Origin of the sequence: Ruegeria sp. 6PALISEP08 (assembly GCF_001238295.1) — a bacterium.
Lineage (GTDB): Bacteria > Pseudomonadota > Alphaproteobacteria > Rhodobacterales > Rhodobacteraceae > Ruegeria.
Genome location: NZ_LGXZ01000010.1, coordinates 140,745 through 165,012, shown reverse-complemented (window position 1 = coordinate 165,012; position 24,268 = coordinate 140,745). Strand labels below are relative to the sequence as shown.

The following is a 24,268-nucleotide window of genomic DNA, read 5'->3' as shown; positions in this document are numbered from 1 at the left end:
TGATGGCCTCCTGTCATTGAGAAAGGGAAGAGGTCGAACGCCCCTTCCCCGATTTCGCTTATGCGTATTTCGCCTGGATCTCGTCCGAGATGTTCTGCGGAACCGGATCGTAGTGGTCGAACTGCATGGTGAACTGGGCACGGCCCGACGACATCGAACGCAGGGTGTTGATGTAGCCGAACATGTTGGCCAGCGGAACGAACGCGTCGATCGCGATGGCGTTACCGCGGTTTTCCTGACCGGAAACCTGTCCCCGACGTGATGTCAGGTCACCAATGATACCTCCGGTATACTCTTCCGGGGTAATCACTTCGACCTTCATGATCGGTTCAAGCAGTTTCGCACCAGCTTTGCGCATGCCTTCGCGCATACCCATACGAGCCGCGATTTCAAAGGCCAGAACCGAGGAGTCCACGTCGTGGTATTTACCTTCGATCAGGGCAACTTTGAAGTCGATCACAGGGAAGCCAGCCAGCGGACCGCTATCCATAACGGATCTGATACCTTTTTCGACACCCGGGATATATTCCTTGGGCACCGAACCACCAACAACGCGAGATTCGAACGAATAACCTTCGCCCGGCTCTGTCGGCGAGATGATCATCTTCACCTCGGCGAACTGACCCGAACCACCCGACTGTTTCTTGTGGGTGTAAACGATCTCGGCTTCGTGACCGATGGTTTCGCGATAGGCCACCTGCGGCGCACCAATGTTCGCTTCAACCTTGAATTCACGCTTGAGACGGTCAATCAGGATGTCCAGGTGAAGTTCGCCCATGCCCTTCATGATGGTCTGACCCGATTCCAGATCAGTTTCCACACGGAAGGACGGGTCTTCGGCGGCCAAACGGCCCAGACCCTGGCTCATTTTCTCCTGGTCAGCCTTGGTTTTCGGCTCAACCGCAATCTCGATCACTGGATCAGGGAAGGTCATGGTTTCCAGAACCACCGGATCAACGGTCGAACACAGGGTGTCGCCCGTGGTGGTGTCTTTCAGACCTGCCAGCGCAATGATGTCGCCTGCGAACGCTTCGGTGATTTCCTCACGATCATTCGAGTGCATCATCATCATCCGGCCGATACGCTCTTTCTTACCCTTGGTCGAGTTCAGAAGCGTGTCGCCTTTGGCCAGAGTACCCGAGTAGATGCGGGTAAAGGTCAGCGAGCCAACAAAGGGGTCGTTCATGATTTTGAACGCCAGACCCGAGAACGCCATATCATCATCCGCGCGGCGGGCGATGTTACGGGTTTCTTCTTCGTCACCGGGTTTGAAGCCCATGTAATCAACAACGTCCAGCGGGCTGGGCAGATAGTCGATCACAGCGTTGAGCAGCGGCTGAACGCCTTTGTTCTTGAACGCGGAACCGCCCAGAACCGGAACAAACGCGATTTCCAGAGTACCTTTGCGCAGCAGGGCGCGCAGGGTCGGAACGTCGGGCTCATTGCCTTCCAGGTATTCCATCATTGCGTCGTCGTCCATTTCGACGGCCGCTTCGACCATTTTACCGCGCCATTCGTCAGCCATGTCTTTCAGGCTGTCACGGATCGGTGCTTTGACCCAGCTTGCACCAAGGTCTTCACCCTGCCACAGCCATTCTTCCATGGTGACCAGATCGATCAGGCCTTCCAGCTCGGTTTCTGCGCCGATCGGGATACCAACCGGGACAGCACGTGCGCCGGTACGATCTTCGATCATTGCAACGCAGTTGAAGAAGTCCGCGCCGATCTTGTCCATCTTGTTGACGAACACCATACGCGGAACCTTGTAGCGGTCAGCCTGACGCCACACGGTTTCGGTCTGGGGCTCAACACCGGCGTTTGCGTCCAGAACGCAAACGGCACCGTCGAGAACCGCCAGCGAGCGTTCAACTTCGATGGTGAAGTCAACGTGGCCGGGGGTGTCGATGATGTTCAGGCGGTGCTTGGGCGAGTCAGCGGTTTCACCGTCTTCGGTGCGTTCCCAGAACGTGGTGGTCGCAGCCGAGGTGATGGTGATGCCGCGTTCCTGCTCCTGCTCCATCCAGTCCATGGTGGCTGCACCATCGTGCACCTCACCAATGTTGTGGGATTTGCCGGTGTAATACAGGATACGCTCCGAGCAGGTGGTTTTACCTGCATCGATATGCGCCATGATACCGAAGTTACGGTAATGGTTGAGTGTATATTCGCGTGCCATTTTGATAAGCCTCTGGAATTACCAACGGTAGTGGCTGAAGGCTTTGTTCGCCTCGGCCATCTTGTGGGTGTCTTCGCGCTTTTTAACGGCGGTACCACGGGACTGTACGGCGTCCAGCAGCTCGCCCGCAAGGCGCTCTTCCATGGTGTTTTCATTACGGCCACGCGCAGCAGTGATCAGCCAGCGGATGGCCAGTGCTTCGCGGCGCTCGGGGCGCACTTCGACCGGGACCTGATAGGTTGCACCACCAACCCGGCGCGAGCGAACCTCGACCGACGGTTTGATGTTGTCGAGCGCTTCGTGGAACACTTCGACAGGTGCGCGCTTGATCTTGCCTTCAACACGGTCAAAGGCGTTGTAGACGATGCGCTCTGCAACCGACTTCTTACCGTCGATCATCAGGTTGTTCATGAATTTGGTCAGTACCTTGTCGCCAAATTTGGCGTCAGGCAGGACTTCGCGTTTTTCGGCGGCGTGACGACGTGACATATCAGCCTCTCCTTCTTACTTGGGACGCTTCGCGCCGTATTTCGAACGACGTTGTTTACGATCTTTGACGCCCTGAGTATCCAGAACACCGCGAAGGATGTGATAACGCACACCGGGAAGGTCTTTTACACGACCGCCACGGATCAGAACAACCGAGTGTTCCTGCAGGTTGTGGCTTTCACCTGGGATGTACGAGATGACCTCGAACCCGTTGGTCAGGCGCACTTTGGCAACCTTACGCATAGCCGAGTTCGGCTTTTTCGGAGTGGTGGTATACACGCGGGTGCAGACGCCGCGCTTCTGCGGGCACTGCTCCAGGTGCATGGACTTCGAGCGTTTTACTTTAGGCTGCCGCGGTTTGCGGATCAGCTGTTGAATAGTTGGCATTCCGGTTCTTTCCCCGTTTTGCAACACACATGACATGCACGCGCGTAGCGTGCGGCTAAATTCGCTGCACTTATGCGTCCACAAGCGCAAAACCCACGAGCGTTCCCATTCCGAGGTGAACGTCGCGGTTGGTTCTCAGAGGGCGCGAACTGTAAAATTGTCCGGGCCTTGACCAGTTCATTACTGGAATCGGCTACGGGGCGGCCCCCGGCACCGAGATGACGCGCGTAATAGGGGGAGTCGGCCCAAGTGTCAACAGCACTAAGCCAGCGGTTTCGGGGCGGCATGGTTCGGGGCATAATGGATTGCCCCAAAAAGACGCCATGCCCCCGTTGCGACTAATTCATGGCGGGGGCATAGTCGTGCTGGATATCAGCCGATGGACAACAGATGCAAGTGATTGGCCTGTGCCGCTTTTCTTATCCCGCGATTGGCGGCTTTCGGCTGAACCAGGATACAATCGAAGATCAAAGGCGGTTTCTATATGCCGCCGACAGGATGGCGGAACGCTTTCGCCTGTTTGAAACCATCACCCTGCCTGGCTTTCGTGCCCAAACAGATGAAGCGTTTGAGTTGTTGTTGTTAACGGGAACGTGCCTGCCTACAGCCTTTTCGGATCGATTACGGGACCTGACCGCCCAGATCAAACAGATCCGTATCATCGAAAGAGACCCCGCGGATCATAAACGGGTGATGAGAGAGGTTCTGAACACCGCCCGCACCAACCCGGATGAACCCTGCATTCAGTTTCGGCATGACGACGATGACGCGGTTTCCGTCGACTTCATAGAAAGCCTGCGCTCTGCCCTGTGCGAGAATGCAGGGTTGGTGCGGCAGAGCGAGTCCATCGCGATAGATTACAATAACGGCTACGTCGCCAGATGTGACAAACATAGGATACAAGTGGCGCAGGTCTATCGGTCGCTGCTGGGGGTCGGCTTGGGCATGTTTGTTCAAGGCGGAAGTAAACGGACGATATTTGACCGATTGCACAACAGGCTGGCGCGGTTCATGCCGGTGGTCAGCTACCCTGACGTGCCGATGTGGCTGCGAATGCTGCACGCGTTCAACGATTCTGACCACGCGCGCAAGGATACGTGTGAGCTGTTGCCGCTTACTCCGGAACAGACAGAGGATTTGCGTACGCGGTTCTCTATCGACCCGGACACAATGAAAAGAACGCGTGTCAGGGATTGTTAAGATGCAAGTCCTTGGTCTTTGCCGCTTTTCCTACCCCGCCATTGGGGGGTTTCAAACCGCGCACGCCTCCGTCGAAGAACGACGGCAGTTTCTGTATCAACCTGACCGGCTGGAAGAACGGTTCCGACTGTTTGAATCCATCGCTCTGCCCGGTCTAAGGCAGCAAACCGACGAAGACTTCCGCCTGCTGATCGTTGTCGGTGAATGCCTGCCCAAACCCGCCTTCGAGCGCCTGCACGATCTGACTGCTGACCTGAAGCAGGTGCGCATTGCCATCAAACCTCCGGGTCGGCACAGAAAGGTCATGCAGGAGGTTCTGAATGCGGCGCGCCTCAGCCTCGATCACCCCTGCTTGCAATTTCGTCTTGACGATGATGACGCGGTGGCAGTGGATTTTGTCGAACGGTTGCGTGGAACCGTTGGTGATTGCACCGGGCTATTTCAGAAGCGAACCATAGTCGCGATCGATTTCAACTGTGGGTATCTGGCCCGCGCGGATGCCAAAGGAATTGCGGCCATCCGTGTACACCGCCCATTGATGACGGCCGGGCTTGGAATGTTCATTCAAGGCGGCATCCGAAAATCGATCATGAACTTCACACACAACCGGATCAACCGGGCCATGCCCGTTATCACCCGACCCGAAGATCCGATGTGGGTGCGCGGCCTGAACCGGTTCAACGACTCGCCTCGCACCAGAAACCTCGACGTCAATCTAAGTCCGCTTTCACCGCAGCAAGAGGATGAATTTCTGGCGCGCTTTGCCATAAACGTGAGCCATGTCAGGCAGGTTCATTCAGCACTCTGACGGGCGCGCTCTCGAAACAGGGTGAAAAGCCCTGCCCCAACGATCAGCGCCGCGCCCAGCATCGTCAGAGAGTCAGGCCATTCGTCAAACAAGACCCAACCCAACCCCAGCGCCCAGATCAAGCTTGAATACCGAAAAGGAGCGCTAAATCCGACATCGCCCTGCCGCATGACCGAAACGCTGAAAAAATACCCCATCAAGACAAAGACAGCCGCCGCAACGACCAGAGATCCGGCCTCGACCGAGACCGGGACCCATCCTTCAAACACCGACGCGATTGCTGCTGCTACGGCGATTGAACACGATGTGGCCAATGTCACCACCATCGACGGCACATTGGCGGACATGCGACGGGTGACTAGATCCCGTGCCGTGATCGACATCACCGCAATCAACGCATAGATGGAATAGAGGCTAAAACCGTCCGGCCCGGGCCTTACGATCAGCGTCATCCCGATGAACCCTAATCCAATTGCCGTGGCACGACGCCAGCCCACCTTTTCCGAAAAAACCAACGCAGCACCGAGTGTCACAGTCAGTGGCAGGGCCTGAAGGATGGCCGTCACATTGGCAAGCGGCATATTCTTGAGAGCTGTCAGGAAAAAGAATGTGGTGGCCAGTTCGCACAAGCTGCGCAATGCGACCAACCACTTGTCATGGCGAGAGAAATTCAGGTGCAGCGCGCCCAAAGACCGCGCCAATAGGTACACCAGAACCACGGCCAGCGCGCCCCTGATGGCCACCAACTGAAACAGCGGCAGGTCCTGAAGCGCAACCTTCACCAACGCATCGTTCACGGTAAACGCCGCCATGCTGCCCATCATCAGCAAAGCACCTTTCGTATTCGGCGTCATATTGGTTAGGCTCCGCGCAAGGGAATTCCACGCATTGGCCGAGGTCTTGAGTGGGATGTCAATATCGCTTGAAGCTGTTATCCAAGGTTCATCCCAACGGAATTAGGGTTCTGAACGGGATCAGACTTTTTGCGCAACAATATACCGGCTCGGTAGCAACCCGGCTTGATCTACTATCTCTAAGGTTTTGAAGCCCGAACGCGCAACTCTTTGCTCGAGTTCAGCTCCGGAAACGAAATTCACAAACGGGGCTTTCCCAAGCGCCTGCATGATCGGGATCGCGATCCGGCTGATTACAACGTATTTGAAGCCTTTTTTCTGCGGAGCGCAGACAGTCTTGGAAATGAAAATCCCACCGGGTTGTAAGAGCGAAGAAATCTGTTCAAGTGCTCGGTCCAGGTCAGGCAAGAGGTGAAGTAGGTTGTGCGCCAGGACAGCGTCGTATGAACCTTCGCCAAGATCGTGCTCGAGAACTTCCGCCACTTTGAACGTCACATTCTGCAATCCTTCTTCGTCGCGTTTTTCTTCGGCGATCTCGATCATCCCCGGAGCAAGATCGGAGGCAGTGACATGAGCTACATGCTGTGCAAGCAGCAGCGCGGTTGAACCTGTCCCACAACCAATCTCCAGTATGCTGTCTTGGGCTTTCAGGTACGACTTCGTTCGTTCGAGCGTGTTCAGATACCCTTCCATGTTCCGGATTGGATCAGCCGCATACTTGCGCGAAATTTTGCTCCAGAACGCAGCATCCTTAGACAAAGCAGCCATTTCATTACTTTCTTTCAAGCCAGTTGTTGCCCTTAGTAAATTCAAACACAAACTTTTGGAATTACTTCAGGATGAAGAAGCGTTATGCATTTATGCATGAATTGGAAAGCCATCAATTTCGACTGGAATCAAGTGCGGTCTTTTCTCGCGACAGCAGAAGAAGGCTCTTTTTCCGCAGCGGCGCGTGTTCTTGAGCAAACCCAGCCCACCGTCGGCCGTCAGGTTGCAGCCCTTGAGCTGGCACTTGGAATCACCTTGTTTGAAAGAGTCGGAAAGTCGCTTAACCTAACCACCTCGGGCGCGGAGCTCTTGTTGCATGTCAGGGAAATGGCAGATGTTGCAAACAGGATTTCGCTTACCGCCACAAGCCAGTCACAAGCTGTCGAGGGGCAAGTCAGGATCACGGCGTCGGACGTGATGTCCACCTATCAGCTTCCGCATATGCTAAAGCAGATTAGACTTGCGGCACCACGACTTGAGATCGACATTGTCGCTTCAAATGAAGTGCGCGATATTCATCGGCGTGAAGCCGATATCGCCATCCGGCACATACGCCCAACGCAGCCGGATCTGATCGCGAAGCTTGTAGCGGAAGCGACAGCGCGTTTTTATGCCGCTCCGTCATACCTTGATCAGGTCGGACGACCCAAAAATGAGGGCGAACTTGTAAAGTTGGACTTCGTCGGATTTGGCGATGTTGACACGATGATCGGCTATCTCAATCCGGCAGGAATTGATGTCACCCGCAAGAATTTCCGGATCGGCTCACAAAGCGGGATAGTCTCATGGGAGTTGGTGCGCCAAGGTTTCGGCGTCGGTATCATGTCGGATGAGGTGGCCGCACTGACACCTGACATCGAGCGGGTGTTACCCGAACGCGAGCCCTTTAAGTTCCCAATTTGGCTCGCCACCCACTCAGAGCTACACACGGCGCGCAGGATCAGGTTGGTGTTTGATCAGCTTGCGGACCAGCTCAAGACACAGGCCACCTCTAGGAGTTAGAGAAACATCGCACGCTGGATGTCTGAACAGTGAATAAACCTGCCTTGCGACCCCGGATTTAGCTGGTACGGTATTGGCCGCCCCCTTCAACGCTCGCCCACAAAAAAAAGGCCCCGCAGTTTTGCAGGGCCTTCTTTTATTCACTGGGCTCAGACTTATTCGCGGCTTTCCGGTGTTTCCACCAGAACGTCCAGCTCATCACCGACCATGTCGTCGTCAAAGGTCGGCGCAGCCAGAGCAGCGGCCGCTTCGGCCTCTTCCCGGCGGGCTTCGATGACTACGTTGTCACGCGACTGCGCGATGTGGCGGACAGCCTGAGTTGCGCCACCGGTACCGGCGGGGATCAGACGACCGACGATGACGTTCTCTTTCAGGCCAACCAGCTTGTCTTTCTTGCCCTGAACCGAAGCTTCGGTCAGCACGCGAGTGGTTTCCTGGAACGACGCCGCCGAGATGAACGAACGCGTCTGCAGCGAGGCCTTGGTGATCCCCAGAAGGATCGGCTCGCCCTGTGCTGGACGACCGCCGCGGGCCAACGTCTTTTCGTTGGCTGCGTCGAACTCCTGCTTGTCGACATGCTCGCCTTTCAGCAGGGTGGTGTCGCCTGAATCCAAGATCTCCCACTTCTGCAGCATCTGGCGCACGATAACTTCGATGTGCTTGTCGTTGATCTTCACGCCTTGCAGACGATACACATCCTGAACCTCGTCGATCATGTAATCCGCCAGCGCTTCGACGCCCATGATGGACAGGATGTCATGCGGAGCCGGGTTACCGTCCATCAGGTATTCACCCTTCTGGATGAAGTCCCCTTCGGCGACCGGGATGTGCTTGCCCTTGGGTACCATGTACTCGATGGTCTCCATGGACTCGTCAGCCGGTTCGATGCTGATGCGGCGCTTGTTCTTGTAGTCGCGGCCAAAGCGCACGTAACCATCGGCTTCTGCGATGATCGCGTGATCTTTCGGACGGCGGGCTTCGAACAGTTCGGCCACACGCGGCAGACCACCGGTGATGTCCTTTGTCTTGGCGCCTTCACGCGGGATACGCGCGACAACTTCACCGGCCTGGATCTCCTGACCGTCTTCGATCGACAGGATCGCATCCACAGACATCGGATAGTGAACCGGGTTGCCCGCATCGTTGCGGACCGGCTCGCCATCTTCACCGACCAGAATGATCTCGGGCTTGAGGTCGCTGCCTTTGGGGGCCGCGCGCCAGTCGATCACAATCTTCTGGGTCATGCCGGTTGCGTCGTCGGTCTCATCGCGGACAGCAATGCCCGAAACCAGGTCGACATACTTCGCGGTACCGGCTTTCTCGGCGATGATCGGCAGAGTGTAGGGGTCCCATTCGTACAGCTTGTCACCGCGAGCAACCTTGGCACCATCCTTGACGAACAGCTTGGAGCCGTAGCCCAGCTTGTGGCTGGCACGCTCTTCACCATGCTCGTCTTTGATCACCAGCTTCATGTTCCGGCCCATGACCAGGTTTTCGCCTGCGGCATTGGCCAGGATCTGTGGGTTCTCGAAGGAAACGATGCCTTCCTGGCTGGCTTCCTGGAACGACTGCTGACCACCTTGGGCAACCCCACCGATGTGGAAGGTCCGCATTGTCAGCTGCGTACCGGGTTCACCGATGGACTGGGCGGCGATGATGCCGACAGCTTCACCGGTGTTCACCATGGTACCACGTGCAAGGTCACGACCGTAGCAAGTTGCACAGACCCCTTCCTCGGACTCACAGGTCAGAGGCGAACGGATGCGCATTGAGGCAACACCGGCTTCATCAATGATGTCGGCCATACGTTCGTCGATCAGCTGACCCGCTGCTACGATCACCTCATCGGTGCCCGGACGCAGAACATCGTCCGCCGAGACACGGCCCAGCACTCGTTCCGCCAGCGAGGCAACAACCTCACCGTCGTTCACGGCTGCTTCGGCAGTGATCGCGCGCTCGGTGCCACAATCGATTTCACGAACGATGCAGTCCTGCGCCACGTCCACCAGACGACGGGTCAGGTAACCCGAGTTCGCCGTCTTCAGAGCGGTATCCGACAGACCCTTACGGGCACCGTGGGTCGAGTTGAAGTACTCGAGAACGGTCAGACCTTCTTTAAAGTTCGAGATGATCGGCGTCTCGATGATGTCACCGTTCGGCTTGGCCATTAGGCCGCGCATACCGCCCAGCTGCTTCATCTGAGTGACCGAGCCACGCGCACCCGAGTGGGCCATCATGTAGACCGAGTTCGGTTCCTGTTCGGACCCGTCCGCTGCCCGATCCGAGGATGAGATCGTGCTCATCATCGCCTCAGTCACGCGGTCGTTACACTTCGACCAGGCATCGACAACCTTGTTGTACTTTTCGCCCTGAGTGATCAGGCCGTCCATGTACTGTTGTTCAAAGTCTTTCACCTGACTACGGGTGTCATCAACGATGCCCCACTTGTCGCCTGGAATGACCATGTCGTCCTTACCAAACGAGATGCCCGCCTTGAACGCTTCTTTGAAGCCCATCGACATGATCTGGTCACAGAAGATAACCGACTCTTTCTGACCGCAGTAGCGGTAGACCGTGTCGATCACCTGCTGCACTTCTTTCTTCCGCAGAAGGCGGTTGACCAGCTCGAACGGTGCCTTGTTGTTCATCGGCAGCAGAGCACCCAGACGCAGACGGCCCGGAGTGGTTTCATAGCGCTTCTGAACTTCGTTACCTTCGTCGTCGATCTGGGTGATCCGCGCGGTGATCTTGGTGTGCAGATGCACTTCACCTGAATCCAGCGCGTGCTGAACTTCGTCGATCGACCCAAAGACCTTGCCTTCGCCCGGCATGCCTTCGCGTTCCAGGGTCACATAGTACAGACCCAGGATCATATCCTGCGACGGAACGATGATCGGCGCGCCGTTTGCAGGCGACAGAACGTTGTTGGTCGACATCATCAGAACACGCGCTTCCAGCTGTGCCTCAAGGCTCAGCGGAACGTGAACGGCCATCTGGTCCCCGTCGAAGTCGGCGTTAAAGGCCGAACAGACCAGCGGGTGCAGCTGGATGGCTTTACCTTCGATCAGAACCGGCTCAAACGCCTGAATGCCAAGACGGTGCAGCGTCGGCGCACGGTTCAGCATGACAGGGTGTTCGCGGATCACCTCGTCGAGGATATCCCACACTTCGGGACGCTCTTTCTCGACCAGTTTCTTCGCCTGTTTCACGGTCGAAGACAGACCCTTGGCTTCAAGGCGCGAGTAGATGAAGGGCTTGAACAGTTCCAGAGCCATCTTCTTGGGCAGACCACACTGGTGCAGCTTAAGCTCCGGACCGGTCACGATGACCGAACGACCCGAGAAGTCAACGCGCTTACCCAGAAGGTTCTGACGGAAGCGGCCCTGCTTGCCTTTCAGCATGTCCGACAGCGATTTCAGCGGACGCTTGTTGGCGCCTGTGATCACGCGGCCACGACGGCCGTTGTCGAACAGCGCATCAACAGATTCCTGCAGCATCCGCTTTTCGTTGCGGACGATGATGTCAGGCGCGCGCAGCTCGATCAGGCGCTTCAGACGGTTGTTCCGGTTGATGACGCGGCGATACAGATCGTTCAGATCCGAAGTCGCGAAACGACCACCATCCAGCGGAACCAACGGACGCAGCTCCGGCGGAATGACCGGAATCACGGTCATTACCATCCACTCAGGCCGGTTGCCCGACTCGAGGAAGGATTCAACAACCTTCAGGCGCTTGATGATCTTCTTGGGCTTCAGTTCGCCGGTTGCTTCGGCCAGATCAGCGCGCAGCTGCTCGGCTTCTGCTTCCAGATCGATCTGCGCCAGCATCTCGCGGATGGCTTCGGCACCGATATTCGCTGTGAACGCGTCCATGCCATAGGCATCCTGCGCGTCCATGTACTCTTCTTCGGTCAGCATCTGGCCGTAGGTCAGGTCAGTCAGACCGGGCTCGATGACAACATAGTTTTCAAAGTACAGAACACGTTCCAGATCGCGCAGCGTCATGTCCAGCATCAGACCGATGCGGGACGGCAGCGATTTCAGGAACCAGATATGCGCGACAGGCGCGGCCAGTTCGATGTGGCCCATACGCTCGCGGCGGACTTTCTGCAGGGTGACTTCCACACCGCATTTTTCGCAGACAACGCCGCGATACTTCATCCGCTTATATTTGCCGCACAGACATTCGTAATCTTTGATCGGGCCAAAGATACGCGCGCAGAACAGACCGTCACGTTCAGGCTTGAACGTCCGGTAGTTGATGGTTTCGGGTTTCTTGATCTCGCCATAGGACCAAGACAGAATCCGCTCGGGCGACGCCAAGGAGACTTTGATCTCGTCAAAGACTTTCGGCGGCGTCAGCGGGTTGAACGGGTTGTTGGTGATTTCCTGGTTCATTTTGCGTCCTTACAAATTGGGATGGGATGAGTGTGGGGCGTTGCCGCCCCTACTCTTCCTCCGCATCCAGGAGTTCCATATTCAGGCCGAGGCCACGGACTTCTTTCACCAGAACGTTGAACGATTCCGGCACGCCCGCTTCAAAGTTATCCTCGCCCTTGACGATCGACTCATAGACCTTGGTCCGGCCGGCGACGTCATCCGATTTCACGGTGAGCATCTCCTGCAGGGTGTAGGCGGCGCCGTAAGCTTCCAGAGCCCAGACTTCCATCTCACCAAAGCGCTGACCACCGAACTGCGCCTTACCACCCAGCGGCTGCTGGGTAACCAGGCTGTACGGCCCGGTCGAACGCGCGTGGATTTTGTCGTCCACAAGGTGGTGCAGTTTCAGCAGGTATTTGATGCCCACGGTCACCGGACGCGCGAATTGCTCACCGGTACGACCGTCGAACAGGATCGACTGACCGCTTTCCGAGAAGCCTGCACGCACCAGCGCGTCGTTGACGTCAGCCTCTTTGGCACCGTCGAAGACCGGGGTCGCGATCGGAACACCACGGGTCACGTTGCCCGCAGCCTCGATCAGGTGATCCTCGTCCAGACCGGTGATGCCTTCTTCGTAGACATTTTCACCATAAGCCAACTTCATCGCTTCGCGCACCGGGGTCAGGTCGCCGGAACGGCGGTATTCACCCAATGCGTCTTCGATGTTCAGACCCAGACCGCGTGCGGCCCAACCCATGTGGGTTTCAAGGATCTGACCAACGTTCATACGCGAAGGCACACCCAGCGGGTTCAGACAGAAGTCAACCGGAGTACCATCGGCAAGGAACGGCATGTCTTCCATCGGAACAACCTTGGAAATCACACCTTTGTTCCCGTGACGACCGGCCATCTTGTCACCGGGCTGCAGCTTGCGCTTCACGGCGATGAAGACTTTGACCATCTTCATCACACCCGGCGGCAGGTCGTCGCCACGGCGGACCTTTTCGACCTTGTCTTCGAAACGGGCGTCCAGAGCACGCTTTTGTACTTCGTACTGCTCGTTCAGGGCTTCGACGATCTGTGCGTCCTGCTCACCTTCCAGCGCCAGCTGCCACCACTGACCACGGGTCAGGGTTTCCAGCAGGTCCTCGGTGATCACTGACCCAGCCTTGACGCCTTTCGGGCCTTTGACCGCAGTTTTACCCAGGATCAGGCCTTGCAGACGCGCATAGATGTTGCGGTCCAGGATCGCCAGCTCGTCGTCCCGGTCACGGGCCAGACGCTCGACTTCCTCACGCTCGATCTGCAGCGCACGTTCGTCTTTTTCGACGCCGTGACGGTTGAAGACGCGAACCTCAACGACCGTACCGTAATCGCCCGGCTTCACGCGCAGCGAGGTGTCGCGCACGTCAGATGCTTTTTCACCAAAGATGGCGCGCAGCAGCTTTTCTTCCGGGGTCATCGGGCTTTCGCCCTTCGGAGTGATCTTGCCGACCAGAATATCGCCCGGCTCAACATCCGCACCGATGTAAACGATGCCGGCCTCGTCGAGGTTGCGCAGCGCTTCTTCACCGACGTTCGGGATGTCGCGGGTGATCTCTTCCGGGCCCAGTTTGGTGTCACGGGCGGCGACTTCGAATTCCTCGATATGAACCGAGGTAAAGACGTCGTCACGCGCGATACGTTCCGAGATCAGGATCGAATCTTCGTAGTTGTAACCGTTCCACGGCATGAACGCGACGACCACGTTCTTACCCAGAGCCAGTTCACCCATATCCGTCGACGGACCATCAGCAATGACTTCGCCCTTCTGGACGGTGTCACCCACCTTGATCAGCGGACGCTGGTTGATGCAGGTGTTCTGGTTCGAACGCTGGAACTTGCGCAGACGATAGATGTCAACGCCCGCGTCGCCCAGTTCCAGATCTTCGGTGGCGCGAATAACGATACGCTGTGCATCGACCTGGTCGATGATACCGGCGCGTTTCGCCTGAATCGCAGCACCCGAGTCGATCGCAACCTTTTCCTCGATCCCGGTACCGACCAGCGGTGCCTCGGCCCGCAGCAGCGGAACCGCCTGACGTTGCATGTTCGAGCCCATAAGAGCACGGTTAGCGTCGTCATTTTCAAGGAACGGGATCAGCGATGCGGCAACCGAGACCAGCTGCTTTGGGCTTACGTCGATCAGGTCCACATTCTCGCGCGGAGCAAGCGTATAGTCACCCGACTGACGTGTCGACACCAGATCGTTGATGAACTTGCCATCCGCATCCAGAGTCGCGTTCGCCTGTGCCACGGTGTGGCGCATTTCCTCGGTCGCGGACATGTAATGAACCTCATCGGTCACCTCGGCGTCTTTGACGACGCGGTAAGGTGTTTCGATGAAGCCATACTTGTTCACGCGGGCAAAGGTGGCCAGCGAGTTGATCAGACCGATGTTCGGACCTTCCGGCGTTTCAATCGGGCACATCCGACCATAGTGGGTCGGGTGCACGTCGCGAACCTCAAAGCCCGCACGCTCACGTGTCAGACCACCGGGGCCAAGCGCCGAAAGACGGCGTTTGTGCGTGACTTCCGACAGCGGGTTGGTCTGGTCCATGAACTGCGACAGCTGCGACGAGCCAAAGAACTCACGAACAGCAGCAGCGGCCGGTTTCGCGTTGATCAGGTCCTGAGGCATGACGGTGTCGATCTCGACCGACGACATACGCTCTTTGATCGCGCGCTCCATGCGCAGCAGACCGACGCGGTACTGGTTTTCCATCAGTTCACCGACCGAACGTACACGGCGGTTGCCGAGGTGGTCGATATCATCGATGTCTCCTTTGCCGTCACGCAGTTCCACCAGCGCCTTGATGCAGGCGACGATGTCTTCGCGGCGCAGGGTGCGCAGGGTATCCGGCGCATCCAGAGCCAGACGCATGTTCATCTTCACGCGGCCAACGGCGGACAGGTCGTAACGCTCGCTGTCGAAGAACAGGGTGTCGAAAAGAGCCGACGCGGCTTCGACGGTGGGCGGCTCGCCCGGGCGCATGACGCGGTAGATGTCCATCAGCGCGCTTTCACGGTTCAGGTTCTTGTCCTGAGCCATGGTGTTGCGCATGTAGGGGCCGACATTGATGTTGTCGATGTCCAGAACCGGAATGTCTTTGATGCCTGCGTCGATCAGGTCTTTGACGGTACCACCAATCAGGTCGCCGCCTTTGTCGTATTCCAGGGTCAGCTCATCACCGGCTTCGACATAGATCGCGCCGTTTTCTTCGTTGATGATGTCCTTGGCGACAAACTTGCCGACGATGTTTTCAAACGGTACCAGCAGGTCGGTGACGTTGCCTTCGTCGATCAGCTTTTTGACCGCGCGCGGGGTGACTTTCTTGCCTGCTTCGGCAATCACTTCGCCAGACTTCGCGTCAATCAGATCATAGGTCGGACGAGTGCCGCGCACACGCTCGGGGAAGAACGGAGTGATCCAGCCCTTCTTCTTGTCCAGCTTGTAAGACACGGTGTTATAATACGCGTCCATGATCGCTTCCTGATCCAGACCCAGCGCATAAAGCAGGGTGGTCACAGGCAGCTTGCGGCGACGGTCGATCCGGGCGAACACGATGTCTTTGGCGTCGAACTCAAAGTCCAGCCAGCTGCCGCGATACGGGATGATGCGGCAGGCAAACAGCAGCTTGCCCGAGGAATGGGTCTTGCCCTTGTCGTGGTCAAAGAACACACCGGGCGAGCGGTGCATCTGGGATACGATCACACGCTCGGTCCCGTTCACGACAAAGGTGCCGTTCGGCGTCATCAAAGGCATGTCGCCCATGAAGACATCCTGTTCCTTGATGTCTTTTACCGATTTAGCGCCGGTGTCCTCATCGACATCGAACACGATCAGACGCAGGGTGACCTTCAGCGGCGCGCTGTAGGTCATGTCGCGCTGCATACACTCTTCGACGTCGTATTTGGGTTTTTCCAAATCGTATTTCACGAACTCCAGAACAGAGGTTTCGTTGAAATCCTTGATCGGGAAAACCGACTGGAACACGCCCTTGATGCCTTCGCCGTCAGCGGGCTGCTCTGCATCGCCGGAGCGCAGGAATAGATCATAAGAAGATTTCTGGACCTCAATGAGGTTCGGCATTTCCAGCACTTCGCGGATTTTGCCGTAATATTTACGAAGACGTTTCTGGCCAAGGAACGTTTGAGCCATGTCAGATGTCACCTTTCGATGTTCTCAGCGGGCAAAGACACCGTCGGGCCCCGGCATCTTGCACAATCGAGATAACACGTCCGGATCAATTCATGGCCACCGTCCCGAAGGCAGCCTCCCGATCCGAAACCGTGCCTTAGAAAACGCCCCACGTGCTGAGGCCCTTTCTAAGACAGGTTCGGCTGGACCCGAATTTCTCCGGATCCAGCCAAATATTACGATACGTCAGCGACGTATCTGTCGACTGACTTAGGCCAGCTCGACTTCGGCGCCAGCTGCTTCCAGCTTGCCTTTGACTTCTTCGGCTTCGTCTTTCGACACGCCTTCTTTGATCTTGCCGCCAGCTTCGACCAGTTCCTTGGCTTCTTTCAGGCCCAGACCGGTGATGCCGCGAACTTCTTTGATCACGTTGATTTTCGAAGCGCCGGCGTTCTTCAGAACGACGTCGAATTCGGTTTTTTCTTCCTCAGCTGCGCCACCGGCGTCGCCGCCAGCTGCCATGACAACTGCGCCGCCAGCTGCGGGCTCGATGCCATATTCGTCTTTGAGGATGGTTTTCAGTTCTTGTGCTTCCAGCAGGGTCAGACCCACGATGCTTTCTGCGAGTGCTTTCAGATCAGCCATTTTATCAGCTCTTTCCGTTTTACAGTGTGTGTTCCAACGTCAGGGCATTTGCCCTACGCAGATCATTCAGTGCCAACCGCTTACGCAGCTTCCGCCTTCTCTTCGATGGTGGAAAGGATGCTTGCGATGTTGCTTGCAGGTGCGCCAATCGCGCCGGCGATGTTCGAAGCAGGTGCGCCAATGCAGCCCACGATCTGAGCAATAAGCTCCTCGCGAGACGGCATTTTCGAAACTGTTTCGACGCCTTTGCGGTCCAGAGCGTTCTCACCCATTGCGCCACCAAGAATCTCAAAATTCTTGTTATCCTTGGCGAAGTCCTCGGCCACCTTGGCTGCTGCCACGGGGTCTTCGGAATAGGTCAGAACGGTCATACCCGTCAGCAGGTCAGCAATGCTTGCACATGGCTTTCCGTCGAGGGCGATTTTGGCGAGCCTGTTCTTGGCAACACGCACGGCGCCACCCGCGTCACGAGCACGTGCGCGAAGGTCCTGCATCTCGGCAACTGTCAGACCGGCGTAGTGCGAAACCACCACGACGCCAGAGCTTTCGAAGATCTGGCCGAGTTCCTCGACCACTTTCTCTTTCTGGGCTCTATCCACAGTTCTCTCCAAGTTTGGGGCGATATCTCACCCCGGCTCATATTTGCTGCGGCTTGCGCCCCAGCGTTCAGGTCCGTTGTTACGGGGTTGAGCCAAAATTCGCCCGAGGGCCAGAGCCCCCGAAATTCTTTGGTCTTACCCGTCTCAGGCAGGGAATTAAGGGGCCGAATGGCACCACCCACCGTCTTGGACGAAACAAAATAAAGCGCACGACGAATCGCACGCTTTATTTCGTAGCCCTACTTAGGGCAGTTAGGCGGGGTTTCCAAGAGGTAAATTGCTTTCAGATCGGATCAAACAACAGTTGGTTTCCGACCGCAGCTTCAAAACTTTCCGTTGTCGTTCTTCCATTCCTCGCGTGGCGGAACGTCTTCGATTGTGCTCCAATGTTCGACGATGCGACCAGCTTCCCAACGATACAGATCGTAAAAGCTGGAATGTACTCCACTTCTCTGACCTTCACATACACAAAGAACGAAGTTGCCCTCAGCTAAAACCCTGTGCAATTGCGCGTAAACAAATACCGGTTCGCCTTCGTTTTTGCCCTCCAACACGCCCTTAAGGGCTAAAATACCGTCGGCCATATCCGGATTGTGCTGTTTCAAGTCCTCGGCGACGAAGTCCGCCAATCTTTCAAACCGGCGTTTGATCAGCACATCTTTGACAAACAAACTGCTAATCGCTCGATTTTCTTCCGTCTTCTGCAAATCTGCTATTACAGCGTGGCCATCCTGCATTCCGCGTCCAGACAGGTTAGGGCCGCGCAAAGGTTGAATGTTGTCCCAATGCTCTACAGCTTTACCATCTTCGAACCGAAACACCTCAAACGCTGCACGCAGACTGCTGAAATCGTATTCGATATGCGCAAAGGCAAAATCACCGTCTTCGAACACTCGCTTGAACGTCACCTTGGGCGATGTCTTGGACAAGCGCGCGAACAAGTCTGCAATACCTTCACTACCTTCGTGGGTTTGGGGATTGTGCTGCATGTACTTCTTTTCATTGACCACAGCAGCCGCCATAGCGTCACCGGTCTCCAAGCCCTTGAGGAACCTTTGAAGGAGTTCGCGCTTGGTTTCCATGGCTTGATTCCGATTATTTATGAGCACAGCATTGGATACCGGACCACTTTTGCATCGAACGCAAGAAAAGAAAATCCCGGGCAGTTCGCACCACCCGGGATCAATTTTTCAAAGCTGAACGCCGGTACTTATTCGCCCGATGCTTCCGCCACGTCCAGAGTCACGCCAGGGCCCATAGTCGAGCTCAGCGCGATTTTCTTCATGTAGGTGCCTTTGGCGCCCGACGGCTTCGCCTTGGCCACAGCCGAGACAAAGGCGCGGACGTTTTCGACCAGCTTGGCTTCGTCGAACGACGCTTTGCCAACCCCGGCGTGTACAACACCGCCTTTTTCCGCCTTGAACTGAACTTCACCACCTTTGGCTGCTTCCACGGCCGCTTTCACGTCCATGGTCACGGTGCCAACCTTGGGGTTCGGCATCAGATTGCGGGGGCCCAGAACCTTGCCCAGACGACCGACGATCGGCATCATGTCCGGGGTCGCAATGCAGCGATCAAATTCGATGGTGCCGCCCTGAATGGTTTCCATCAGGTCCTCTGCACCAATGATATCTGCGCCAGCTTCTTTCGCTTCGTCCGCCTTGGGGCCACGAGCGAAAACAGCAACGCGCATCGCTTTACCGGTGCCGTTCGGCAGACCGATAACGCCACGAACCATCTGGTCCGCGTGGCGCGTGTCAACGCCCAGGTTCAGTGCGATTTCGATGGTCTCGTCGAATTTCGAGGTTGCATTGGCTTTGACCAGGGCAACTGCTTCTTCGACCGACAGGTTTTCCTTGCCAGCGACAGCTTCGCGCGCTGCGCGGGTGCGTTTACCAAGTTTTGCCATCTTACTTCACCTCGATGCCCATAGAGCGGGCCGAGCCCACGATGATCTGCATTGCGCCTTCGACGTCGTTGGCGTTCAGATCTTTCATTTTGGCTTCGGCGATTTCGCGAACCTGCTTGCTGGTCACGGTGGCCACGGTCTCACGACCGGGATTTTCCGCGCCACGGGGACGGTTCCGCTTGCCAACCGGCTTCAGGCCAGCGGCTTTTTTCAGGTAATAAGACGCGGGCGGCGTCTTGATGTCCATGGTGAAGGACTTGTCCTGATAATAGGTGATCACGGTCGGGCAAGGCGCGCCTTGCTCCATGTCTGCAGTCTTGGCGTTGAACGCCTTGCAGAATTCCATGATGTTGATGCCGCGCTGACCCAGCGCCGGACCAACTGGCGGCGACGGGTTCGCCTGACCTGCAGGAACCTGCAGCTTCATTGTACCAGCAAGCTTCTTGGCCATTTGGTTTTCCTTTCAACGTAGGTGAAACGCGTTCCACCCGGTTTATGTTGCGTGGTCCGATCAGGGATCGCGATCCCTGCAATCTCCCACGAGAGAATCTCGCCCGAAGACGATAGTGCGGCATGTATAGCGGAACGGAGGGGTTGGCAAGTGGGCCGCACCCCAATTCGGAATCATAGAATCGGCCCCACGCGTACAAAGCAAGGCGTTGGCATTGAGGGGTACTTCGTACGCGATCCTTTCCGTCATTCCAGAAAGGCTCCGGACGCTTAGCATCCCACGATACGATAAGGCGTTAATAACTTGTATTACATGGAAAAACACCGCCGCAAAACACGCAAGCTGGCTGGCAAACAACCCGAGCTTCAGCCATTTAACAGCTTTGACACCCGCGCCCGCCATGGCTGTGCTATACTCTGTGAAAATAGTTATTTCTGGTGGAGGTTAATTATGATTTTTCGTTTAGCAGCAACACTTGTCATTGCAGTCTCGTTCGCCGCATCCACGCCTCAGACAGCCCAAGCAGACGCCGGTGATTTCCTCGGCGGAGCCGTTGTCGGCGGGGTGGTAGGTTACGCGATCGGAAAGGACCAGCAGAAGAAAAAGACACGGACAACAACCCGGACGTACCGACCGGGCATTCCGTCGACCACACAAGGGGCGCAAACCCAAACGGCGCTCAACTATTTCGGCTATAACGCCGGGCGTGTCGATGGCCAGGTCGGTCGTGGCACCCGATCAGCGATCGAGCGCTATCAAGCTACAATGGGTTATCCCGTGAACGGGTACGACTTCCAGCCGTATCAGTACGACTTTCTGATGCAAGCCTACTACTGGGCGACAAGCGGCGGACAAGCCACAATGCAACTTTCGGGCCAGCCTCTACTTATGGCGTACCGCCAAAAACTCCATAGCGGATCTGCTGTGGCTGCGGCACCTCAGGCGCCCGCACAGACCACACCGGTTGCTACGCCTCAGGAGGTCGAGCCAGAGGCGGCCACTGCCGAAACACAATCTGCCAGTCTGCCGAGCCTGTTTTCCGGCGGAACTGGAGGCCCATCGCTGGCCAATCGCTGCAGTGGTGTCATGCTGCAAACATCGACCAATGGCGGCTATACAACTCTGTCGAACATGCCCGACCCTGACTTCGCACTCAGCGAGCAGTTCTGCCTTGCACGTAGCTACGCAATGGCGCGCGGCGAGGAACTGCTTCAGGATGTTCAGGGGTTGACGCCGGATCAGGTGGCGGCCCAGTGCGACTCTTACGGCGACATGTTGGCACCGCAAGTTGTCGCCTTGTCTCTCAACTCGAAATCCGACGCGGAGACCCAGATGCGCAAGCTTGCGCTGGATTCCGGACTCAGCCCCGAGGATCTTGCAGCAACAAGCAAAGTCTGCCTTGCGATTGGCTACCGTCAGGACAACATGGATACCGCTGTTGGTTCTGCGCTTATGCTGGTCGCTATGGGTGAACCCGCCTACGGAGAGCTGATTGGTCACCACCTGCGCGAAGGCTTCGGCGTACAAGAGCGTCGTGATCTGGCGATGCAGTGGTATGATGCGAGCCTTTCGGCACTCGACGCCGGATCGCAAGCCGTATTCTTGCCGTCCCAGACCGATCGCCCACAACTGCTGCGCGCGGCTATGGTTCAGGCGCAGTAGATTCACACATAGAAATCCATTTTTAAAAGTACGCCGCGAAGCCTAAAGCTTCGCGGCGTTGCAATAGTCACTCTGAGCATGGTGCATTCAGCAAAGCTCAGCTTGATCCACGCCTCTTCCCACCAATGAGTTTTGTTCGAAGGCGATAACATCGGCGATGATACCGGACCGAAGACGTTGGAAAGAGACTGGCGAAATACTCTAGAGCAACCGTATTTGGCTCTGATCGGACCAAATCGCCAGTATTTGCACGTGAAACAAAAAGTTTTCAAAGACATACGTTGCTTAAGAGGCACCGGTGGGTATCTTAGGGCAACTTGGTTACAGAAGGGGCGGTCTGGGATGGCATCATCTCGACTAAACAAGGGGCTACTGGTCAGCGTTCTTATTGCTATGTTGCCCGGATGCGGCAGCAAAGCCCAAGATCAGGGTGCGGTGTCCGAGACAATTGCCCAAACCGAAGCGTCCAAAAACGCTTCTTCACTCAACACGGCAGGAATTGATCCCGCCACCTATGCCGGTCGCTTTCAAGTCAAACTGACCAAGGAAGTTCCCCTGCGCGACATTCCCGTGCCCTTCACCGTCTACGGCGGCCTAGAGGAATCCAGCCCGACCCGGCTGCGATTGCGGGTATTCATGGATTTGCGTGGATTGCAGGAAAAGGCGCCTCAGATACTGACTGGCCCCTTGGAAGAAAGCTGTAAGCGCCAGATCTATCTCGAGATCCGAGATGTCACCGCAATCGGTGAAACCGTAAAGGTTGAAGGTTCCGCCCGCGCCCGGTTTACGCGGTGCAAGCGAAATGAAGAACCTGGCTTTCAGTATTTCGGGGCAACGGTGGATGCGATTGCAGTCGCCAAGGCAGAAGTTAAGGGCCAATGCCTAACATTCAGCATCGAAAGTGCCGACCTTAGCCCGCGCGGGTTCATCGGAGCTGTTACCAACCTTTTCGGCCTGACCAACCGTATCAACGAAGCTGTTCTTGAAAAGGGTGGTGAGTTCTTGGCAGCCAATCCGGTTTGTCCGCCACTGCCTGAAGAGTTTTCTGTGCTTGATCCGATTTACGAGACCGGTGGAACACGCGAAATTGCACCAGGAGGAATGGGCGCTGCTGTTGTCGGTTCGGCCGATGTAAGCGCCGAGACGATAGTTAAAGTCCTTGCCGGGTTAAAGGAACTTGGCGTGTTGGAGTTTGCTGAATGAGACTTTGGTTTATTCTACCAGCCCTTATGGCAGCTTTTCTGGACGCCCGAGCACCCGACGCGCAAGAGGTGGACTTTGTCATCGACGCAACACTACCCGTTCGCGATACCGAACTGCCATATACGCTTGATCTGAACCTCACTGCTGCTGCGCCCACTCGGATCGGGGTTGGTGCCCTTCTCGATCTGCGCGAAATTCAGAAAATTGTGCCTGAGCGGTTGGCTGACAATGCGATCGTCGACAATTGTGGTCTGCAAGTCCGACTTGACGACTTGAGCTTCAAAGCCGAGGACGATGCGATAGATCTGGATGGTGATGTAACGGTCACGATCTTCGAATGCAGCCGCACCAGCGAACGCGACTTTCAGCGCGGCGAAGAAAAAAGAGCTATCTTGGCCAAAATGTCCACCGAAGCAACTGTCGAACTGCGTGATAACTGCGCCTACTTCAAACTCATTGATCTTACACTCACGGCCCCCGAAGAACAGCGAGAGCAACTGCTGGAAGACGACACTTTGGACTCCGTAAAGGAGTTGATGTTGGCTGCCGTGGATCTTGTACTGAACGAAACCCCGTTATGCCCGGAACTCCCGGCAGAGCTTGCGTCACTTGATCCAGCGTATGAAAAAGGCGGCCCGCGTGAGATCGGAGAAGGCGGTCTTGGCGTTTTTCTGGACGGATCCGTTGATGTCAGCCCTTCGACAATCCTCGACATTCTGACAGTTCTTCAACAACAAGAACTTATTCCGGGCCGACCCTAGCAAAGACTACGCCTTGCCGTTTGGACCGCTCCTTGGTGCTGGTTGAAAAAGTGGGGCATCAAAACAAAAAAACGCCGCGATGCTCGAAGCAACGCGGCGTTTATAACAAGCATAGAGTGCTTAGCCCTGTTTGGTCACCTGCGTAAAGTCCAGCTCGACCGGGGTTTCGCGACCAAAGATCGAAACCGAGACCTTCAGTTTCTGGTTGTCGTCGTCCACGCCCTCGACCATGCCGTCGAAATCCTCGAACGGGCCATCGTTGACCTTGACCTTCTCGCCGATTTCGAAGGTGATCATCAGCTTGGGTGCTTCTTCACCTTCCTGAACGCGGTTGAGGATCTGGTTCACCTCGGCGTCGCGCATCGGCATTGGACGACCCTGCGGACCCAGGAAACCGGTGACGCGGTTGATCGAGTTGATCAGGTGATAGCCCTGATCCGACATTTCCATATGCACCAGCACGTAGCCGGGCATGAAGCGGCGTTCAGTCGTGACTTTCTTGCCGCGGCGCACTTCGATCACCTCTTCGGTGGGCACCAATACTTCGTCGATATCGTCCTCAAGGCCCTGCTCAACCACCGACGTGCGGATCTGTTCTGCGATCTTCTTTTCGAAATTCGAAAGAACGCTGACCGAGTACCACCGTTTCGCCATGAACCTGTCGTCCTTGTCTGTCTTCGGGGTATCGCGCTTGCCGGATACACCCGTCATTAAAATCCTGTCACGTTATCCGGAATAAAAAGCGGCGCGCGGCCCGAATCGCCACACGCCTATTCCGAATAGTCCTGTGTCAAC

19 protein-coding genes are annotated in these 24,268 nt (G+C 56.3%); 6 read left to right on the top strand and 13 right to left on the bottom strand.

All coding sequences use genetic code 11. From position 1 onward, the window contains the following. Window positions 1-58 precede the first annotated feature (58 nt). Genes fusA through rpsL form a run of 3 tightly spaced genes read right to left on the bottom strand, consistent with a single transcriptional unit; the run spans window position 59 to window position 3,052 of the window. Window positions 59-2,176, bottom strand: coding sequence for an elongation factor G (fusA, locus tag ALB80_RS15700; RefSeq protein WP_050605026.1), 2,118 nt, complete (start codon window positions 2,174-2,176; stop codon window positions 59-61). An 18-nt stretch (window positions 2,177-2,194) separates the two neighbouring features. Further along, complete coding sequence (gene rpsG / locus ALB80_RS15695; RefSeq protein WP_008756926.1) at window positions 2,195-2,665, bottom strand: 30S ribosomal protein S7; 471 nt, start codon at window positions 2,663-2,665, stop codon at window positions 2,195-2,197. Window positions 2,666-2,680: 15 nt separating this feature from the next. Continuing rightward, window positions 2,681-3,052, bottom strand: coding sequence for a 30S ribosomal protein S12 (gene rpsL, locus ALB80_RS15690; protein WP_005621086.1), 372 nt, complete (start codon window positions 3,050-3,052; stop codon window positions 2,681-2,683). Window positions 3,053-3,442: 390 nt separating this feature from the next. Here rpsL and ALB80_RS15685 point away from each other — a divergent pair, with 390 nt between their 5' ends. Both ALB80_RS15685 and ALB80_RS15680 read left to right on the top strand, forming a co-directional pair. After that, a complete protein-coding gene (locus ALB80_RS15685; protein WP_050605025.1) occupies window positions 3,443-4,252 on the top strand; it encodes a putative rhamnosyl transferase in 810 nt (269 codons plus the stop codon). 1 nt (window position 4,253) lies between these two features. Next, entirely contained in the window at window positions 4,254-5,060 is an 807-nt protein-coding gene (locus ALB80_RS15680; RefSeq protein WP_050605024.1) for a putative rhamnosyl transferase, read from the top strand. On the opposite strand, the gene ALB80_RS15675 is transcribed toward ALB80_RS15680, so the two are convergent. Both ALB80_RS15675 and ALB80_RS15670 read right to left on the bottom strand, forming a co-directional pair. Further along, window positions 5,045-5,914, bottom strand: a complete 870-nt coding sequence (locus ALB80_RS15675; RefSeq protein WP_050605023.1) for a DMT family transporter — start codon at window positions 5,912-5,914, stop codon at window positions 5,045-5,047. The genes ALB80_RS15680 and ALB80_RS15675 overlap by 16 nt on opposite strands. Before the next feature lie 120 nt (window positions 5,915-6,034). Beyond that, a complete protein-coding gene (locus ALB80_RS15670) occupies window positions 6,035-6,700 on the bottom strand; it encodes a class I SAM-dependent methyltransferase (RefSeq protein WP_253276891.1) in 666 nt (221 codons plus the stop codon). Between the two features lie 78 nt (window positions 6,701-6,778). Here ALB80_RS15670 and ALB80_RS15665 point away from each other — a divergent pair, with 78 nt between their 5' ends. Next, complete coding sequence (locus ALB80_RS15665) at window positions 6,779-7,684, top strand: LysR family transcriptional regulator (RefSeq protein WP_050605022.1); 906 nt, start codon at window positions 6,779-6,781, stop codon at window positions 7,682-7,684. Between the two features lie 155 nt (window positions 7,685-7,839). Here ALB80_RS15665 and rpoC read toward each other — a convergent pair whose 3' ends face one another. The 7 genes from rpoC to rplK form a co-directional block, all read right to left on the bottom strand. Further along, window positions 7,840-12,081, bottom strand: coding sequence for a DNA-directed RNA polymerase subunit beta' (gene rpoC, locus ALB80_RS15660; protein ID WP_050605021.1), 4,242 nt, complete (start codon window positions 12,079-12,081; stop codon window positions 7,840-7,842). A 49-nt stretch (window positions 12,082-12,130) separates the two neighbouring features. Next, window positions 12,131-16,264 (bottom strand): DNA-directed RNA polymerase subunit beta, encoded by a 4,134-nt coding sequence (rpoB, locus tag ALB80_RS15655; protein ID WP_050605020.1) that lies wholly within the window; start codon window positions 16,262-16,264, stop codon window positions 12,131-12,133. Between the two features lie 249 nt (window positions 16,265-16,513). After that, window positions 16,514-16,888, bottom strand: a complete 375-nt coding sequence (rplL, locus tag ALB80_RS15650) for a 50S ribosomal protein L7/L12 (RefSeq protein WP_037314964.1) — start codon at window positions 16,886-16,888, stop codon at window positions 16,514-16,516. Between the two features lie 80 nt (window positions 16,889-16,968). Then, entirely contained in the window at window positions 16,969-17,487 is a 519-nt protein-coding gene (gene rplJ, locus ALB80_RS15645) for a 50S ribosomal protein L10 (RefSeq protein WP_050605019.1), read from the bottom strand. A gap of 323 nt (window positions 17,488-17,810) precedes the next feature. Next, entirely contained in the window at window positions 17,811-18,569 is a 759-nt protein-coding gene (locus ALB80_RS15640; protein ID WP_050605018.1) for a nuclear transport factor 2 family protein, read from the bottom strand. Between the two features lie 128 nt (window positions 18,570-18,697). Beyond that, on the bottom strand, window positions 18,698-19,396 hold the full coding sequence (gene rplA / locus ALB80_RS15635; protein WP_050605017.1) for a 50S ribosomal protein L1: 699 nt from the start codon (window positions 19,394-19,396) through the stop codon (window positions 18,698-18,700). A 1-nt stretch (window position 19,397) separates the two neighbouring features. Further along, window positions 19,398-19,847 carry a 50S ribosomal protein L11 gene (gene rplK / locus ALB80_RS15630; protein ID WP_050605016.1) on the bottom strand — a complete coding sequence of 150 codons (450 nt, stop codon included), beginning with the start codon at window positions 19,845-19,847 and terminating at the stop codon, window positions 19,398-19,400. Between the two features lie 450 nt (window positions 19,848-20,297). Between rplK and ALB80_RS15620 the strand changes: the two genes are divergently transcribed. The 3 genes from ALB80_RS15620 (at window position 20,298) to ALB80_RS15610 (ending at window position 23,473) form a co-directional block, all read left to right on the top strand. Beyond that, a complete protein-coding gene (locus ALB80_RS15620; RefSeq protein WP_050605014.1) occupies window positions 20,298-21,509 on the top strand; it encodes a peptidoglycan-binding domain-containing protein in 1,212 nt (403 codons plus the stop codon). Window positions 21,510-21,851: 342 nt separating this feature from the next. After that, window positions 21,852-22,712, top strand: coding sequence for a hypothetical protein (locus tag ALB80_RS15615; RefSeq protein WP_157054227.1), 861 nt, complete (start codon window positions 21,852-21,854; stop codon window positions 22,710-22,712). Then, window positions 22,709-23,473 (top strand): hypothetical protein, encoded by a 765-nt coding sequence (locus tag ALB80_RS15610; RefSeq protein WP_157054226.1) that lies wholly within the window; start codon window positions 22,709-22,711, stop codon window positions 23,471-23,473. The genes ALB80_RS15615 and ALB80_RS15610 overlap by 4 nt, the downstream gene beginning before the upstream one ends. 120 nt (window positions 23,474-23,593) lie before the next feature. Here ALB80_RS15610 and nusG read toward each other — a convergent pair whose 3' ends face one another. Then, window positions 23,594-24,127 (bottom strand): transcription termination/antitermination protein NusG, encoded by a 534-nt coding sequence (gene nusG / locus ALB80_RS15605; protein ID WP_050605041.1) that lies wholly within the window; start codon window positions 24,125-24,127, stop codon window positions 23,594-23,596. Between the last annotated feature and the right edge of the window lie 141 nt (window positions 24,128-24,268).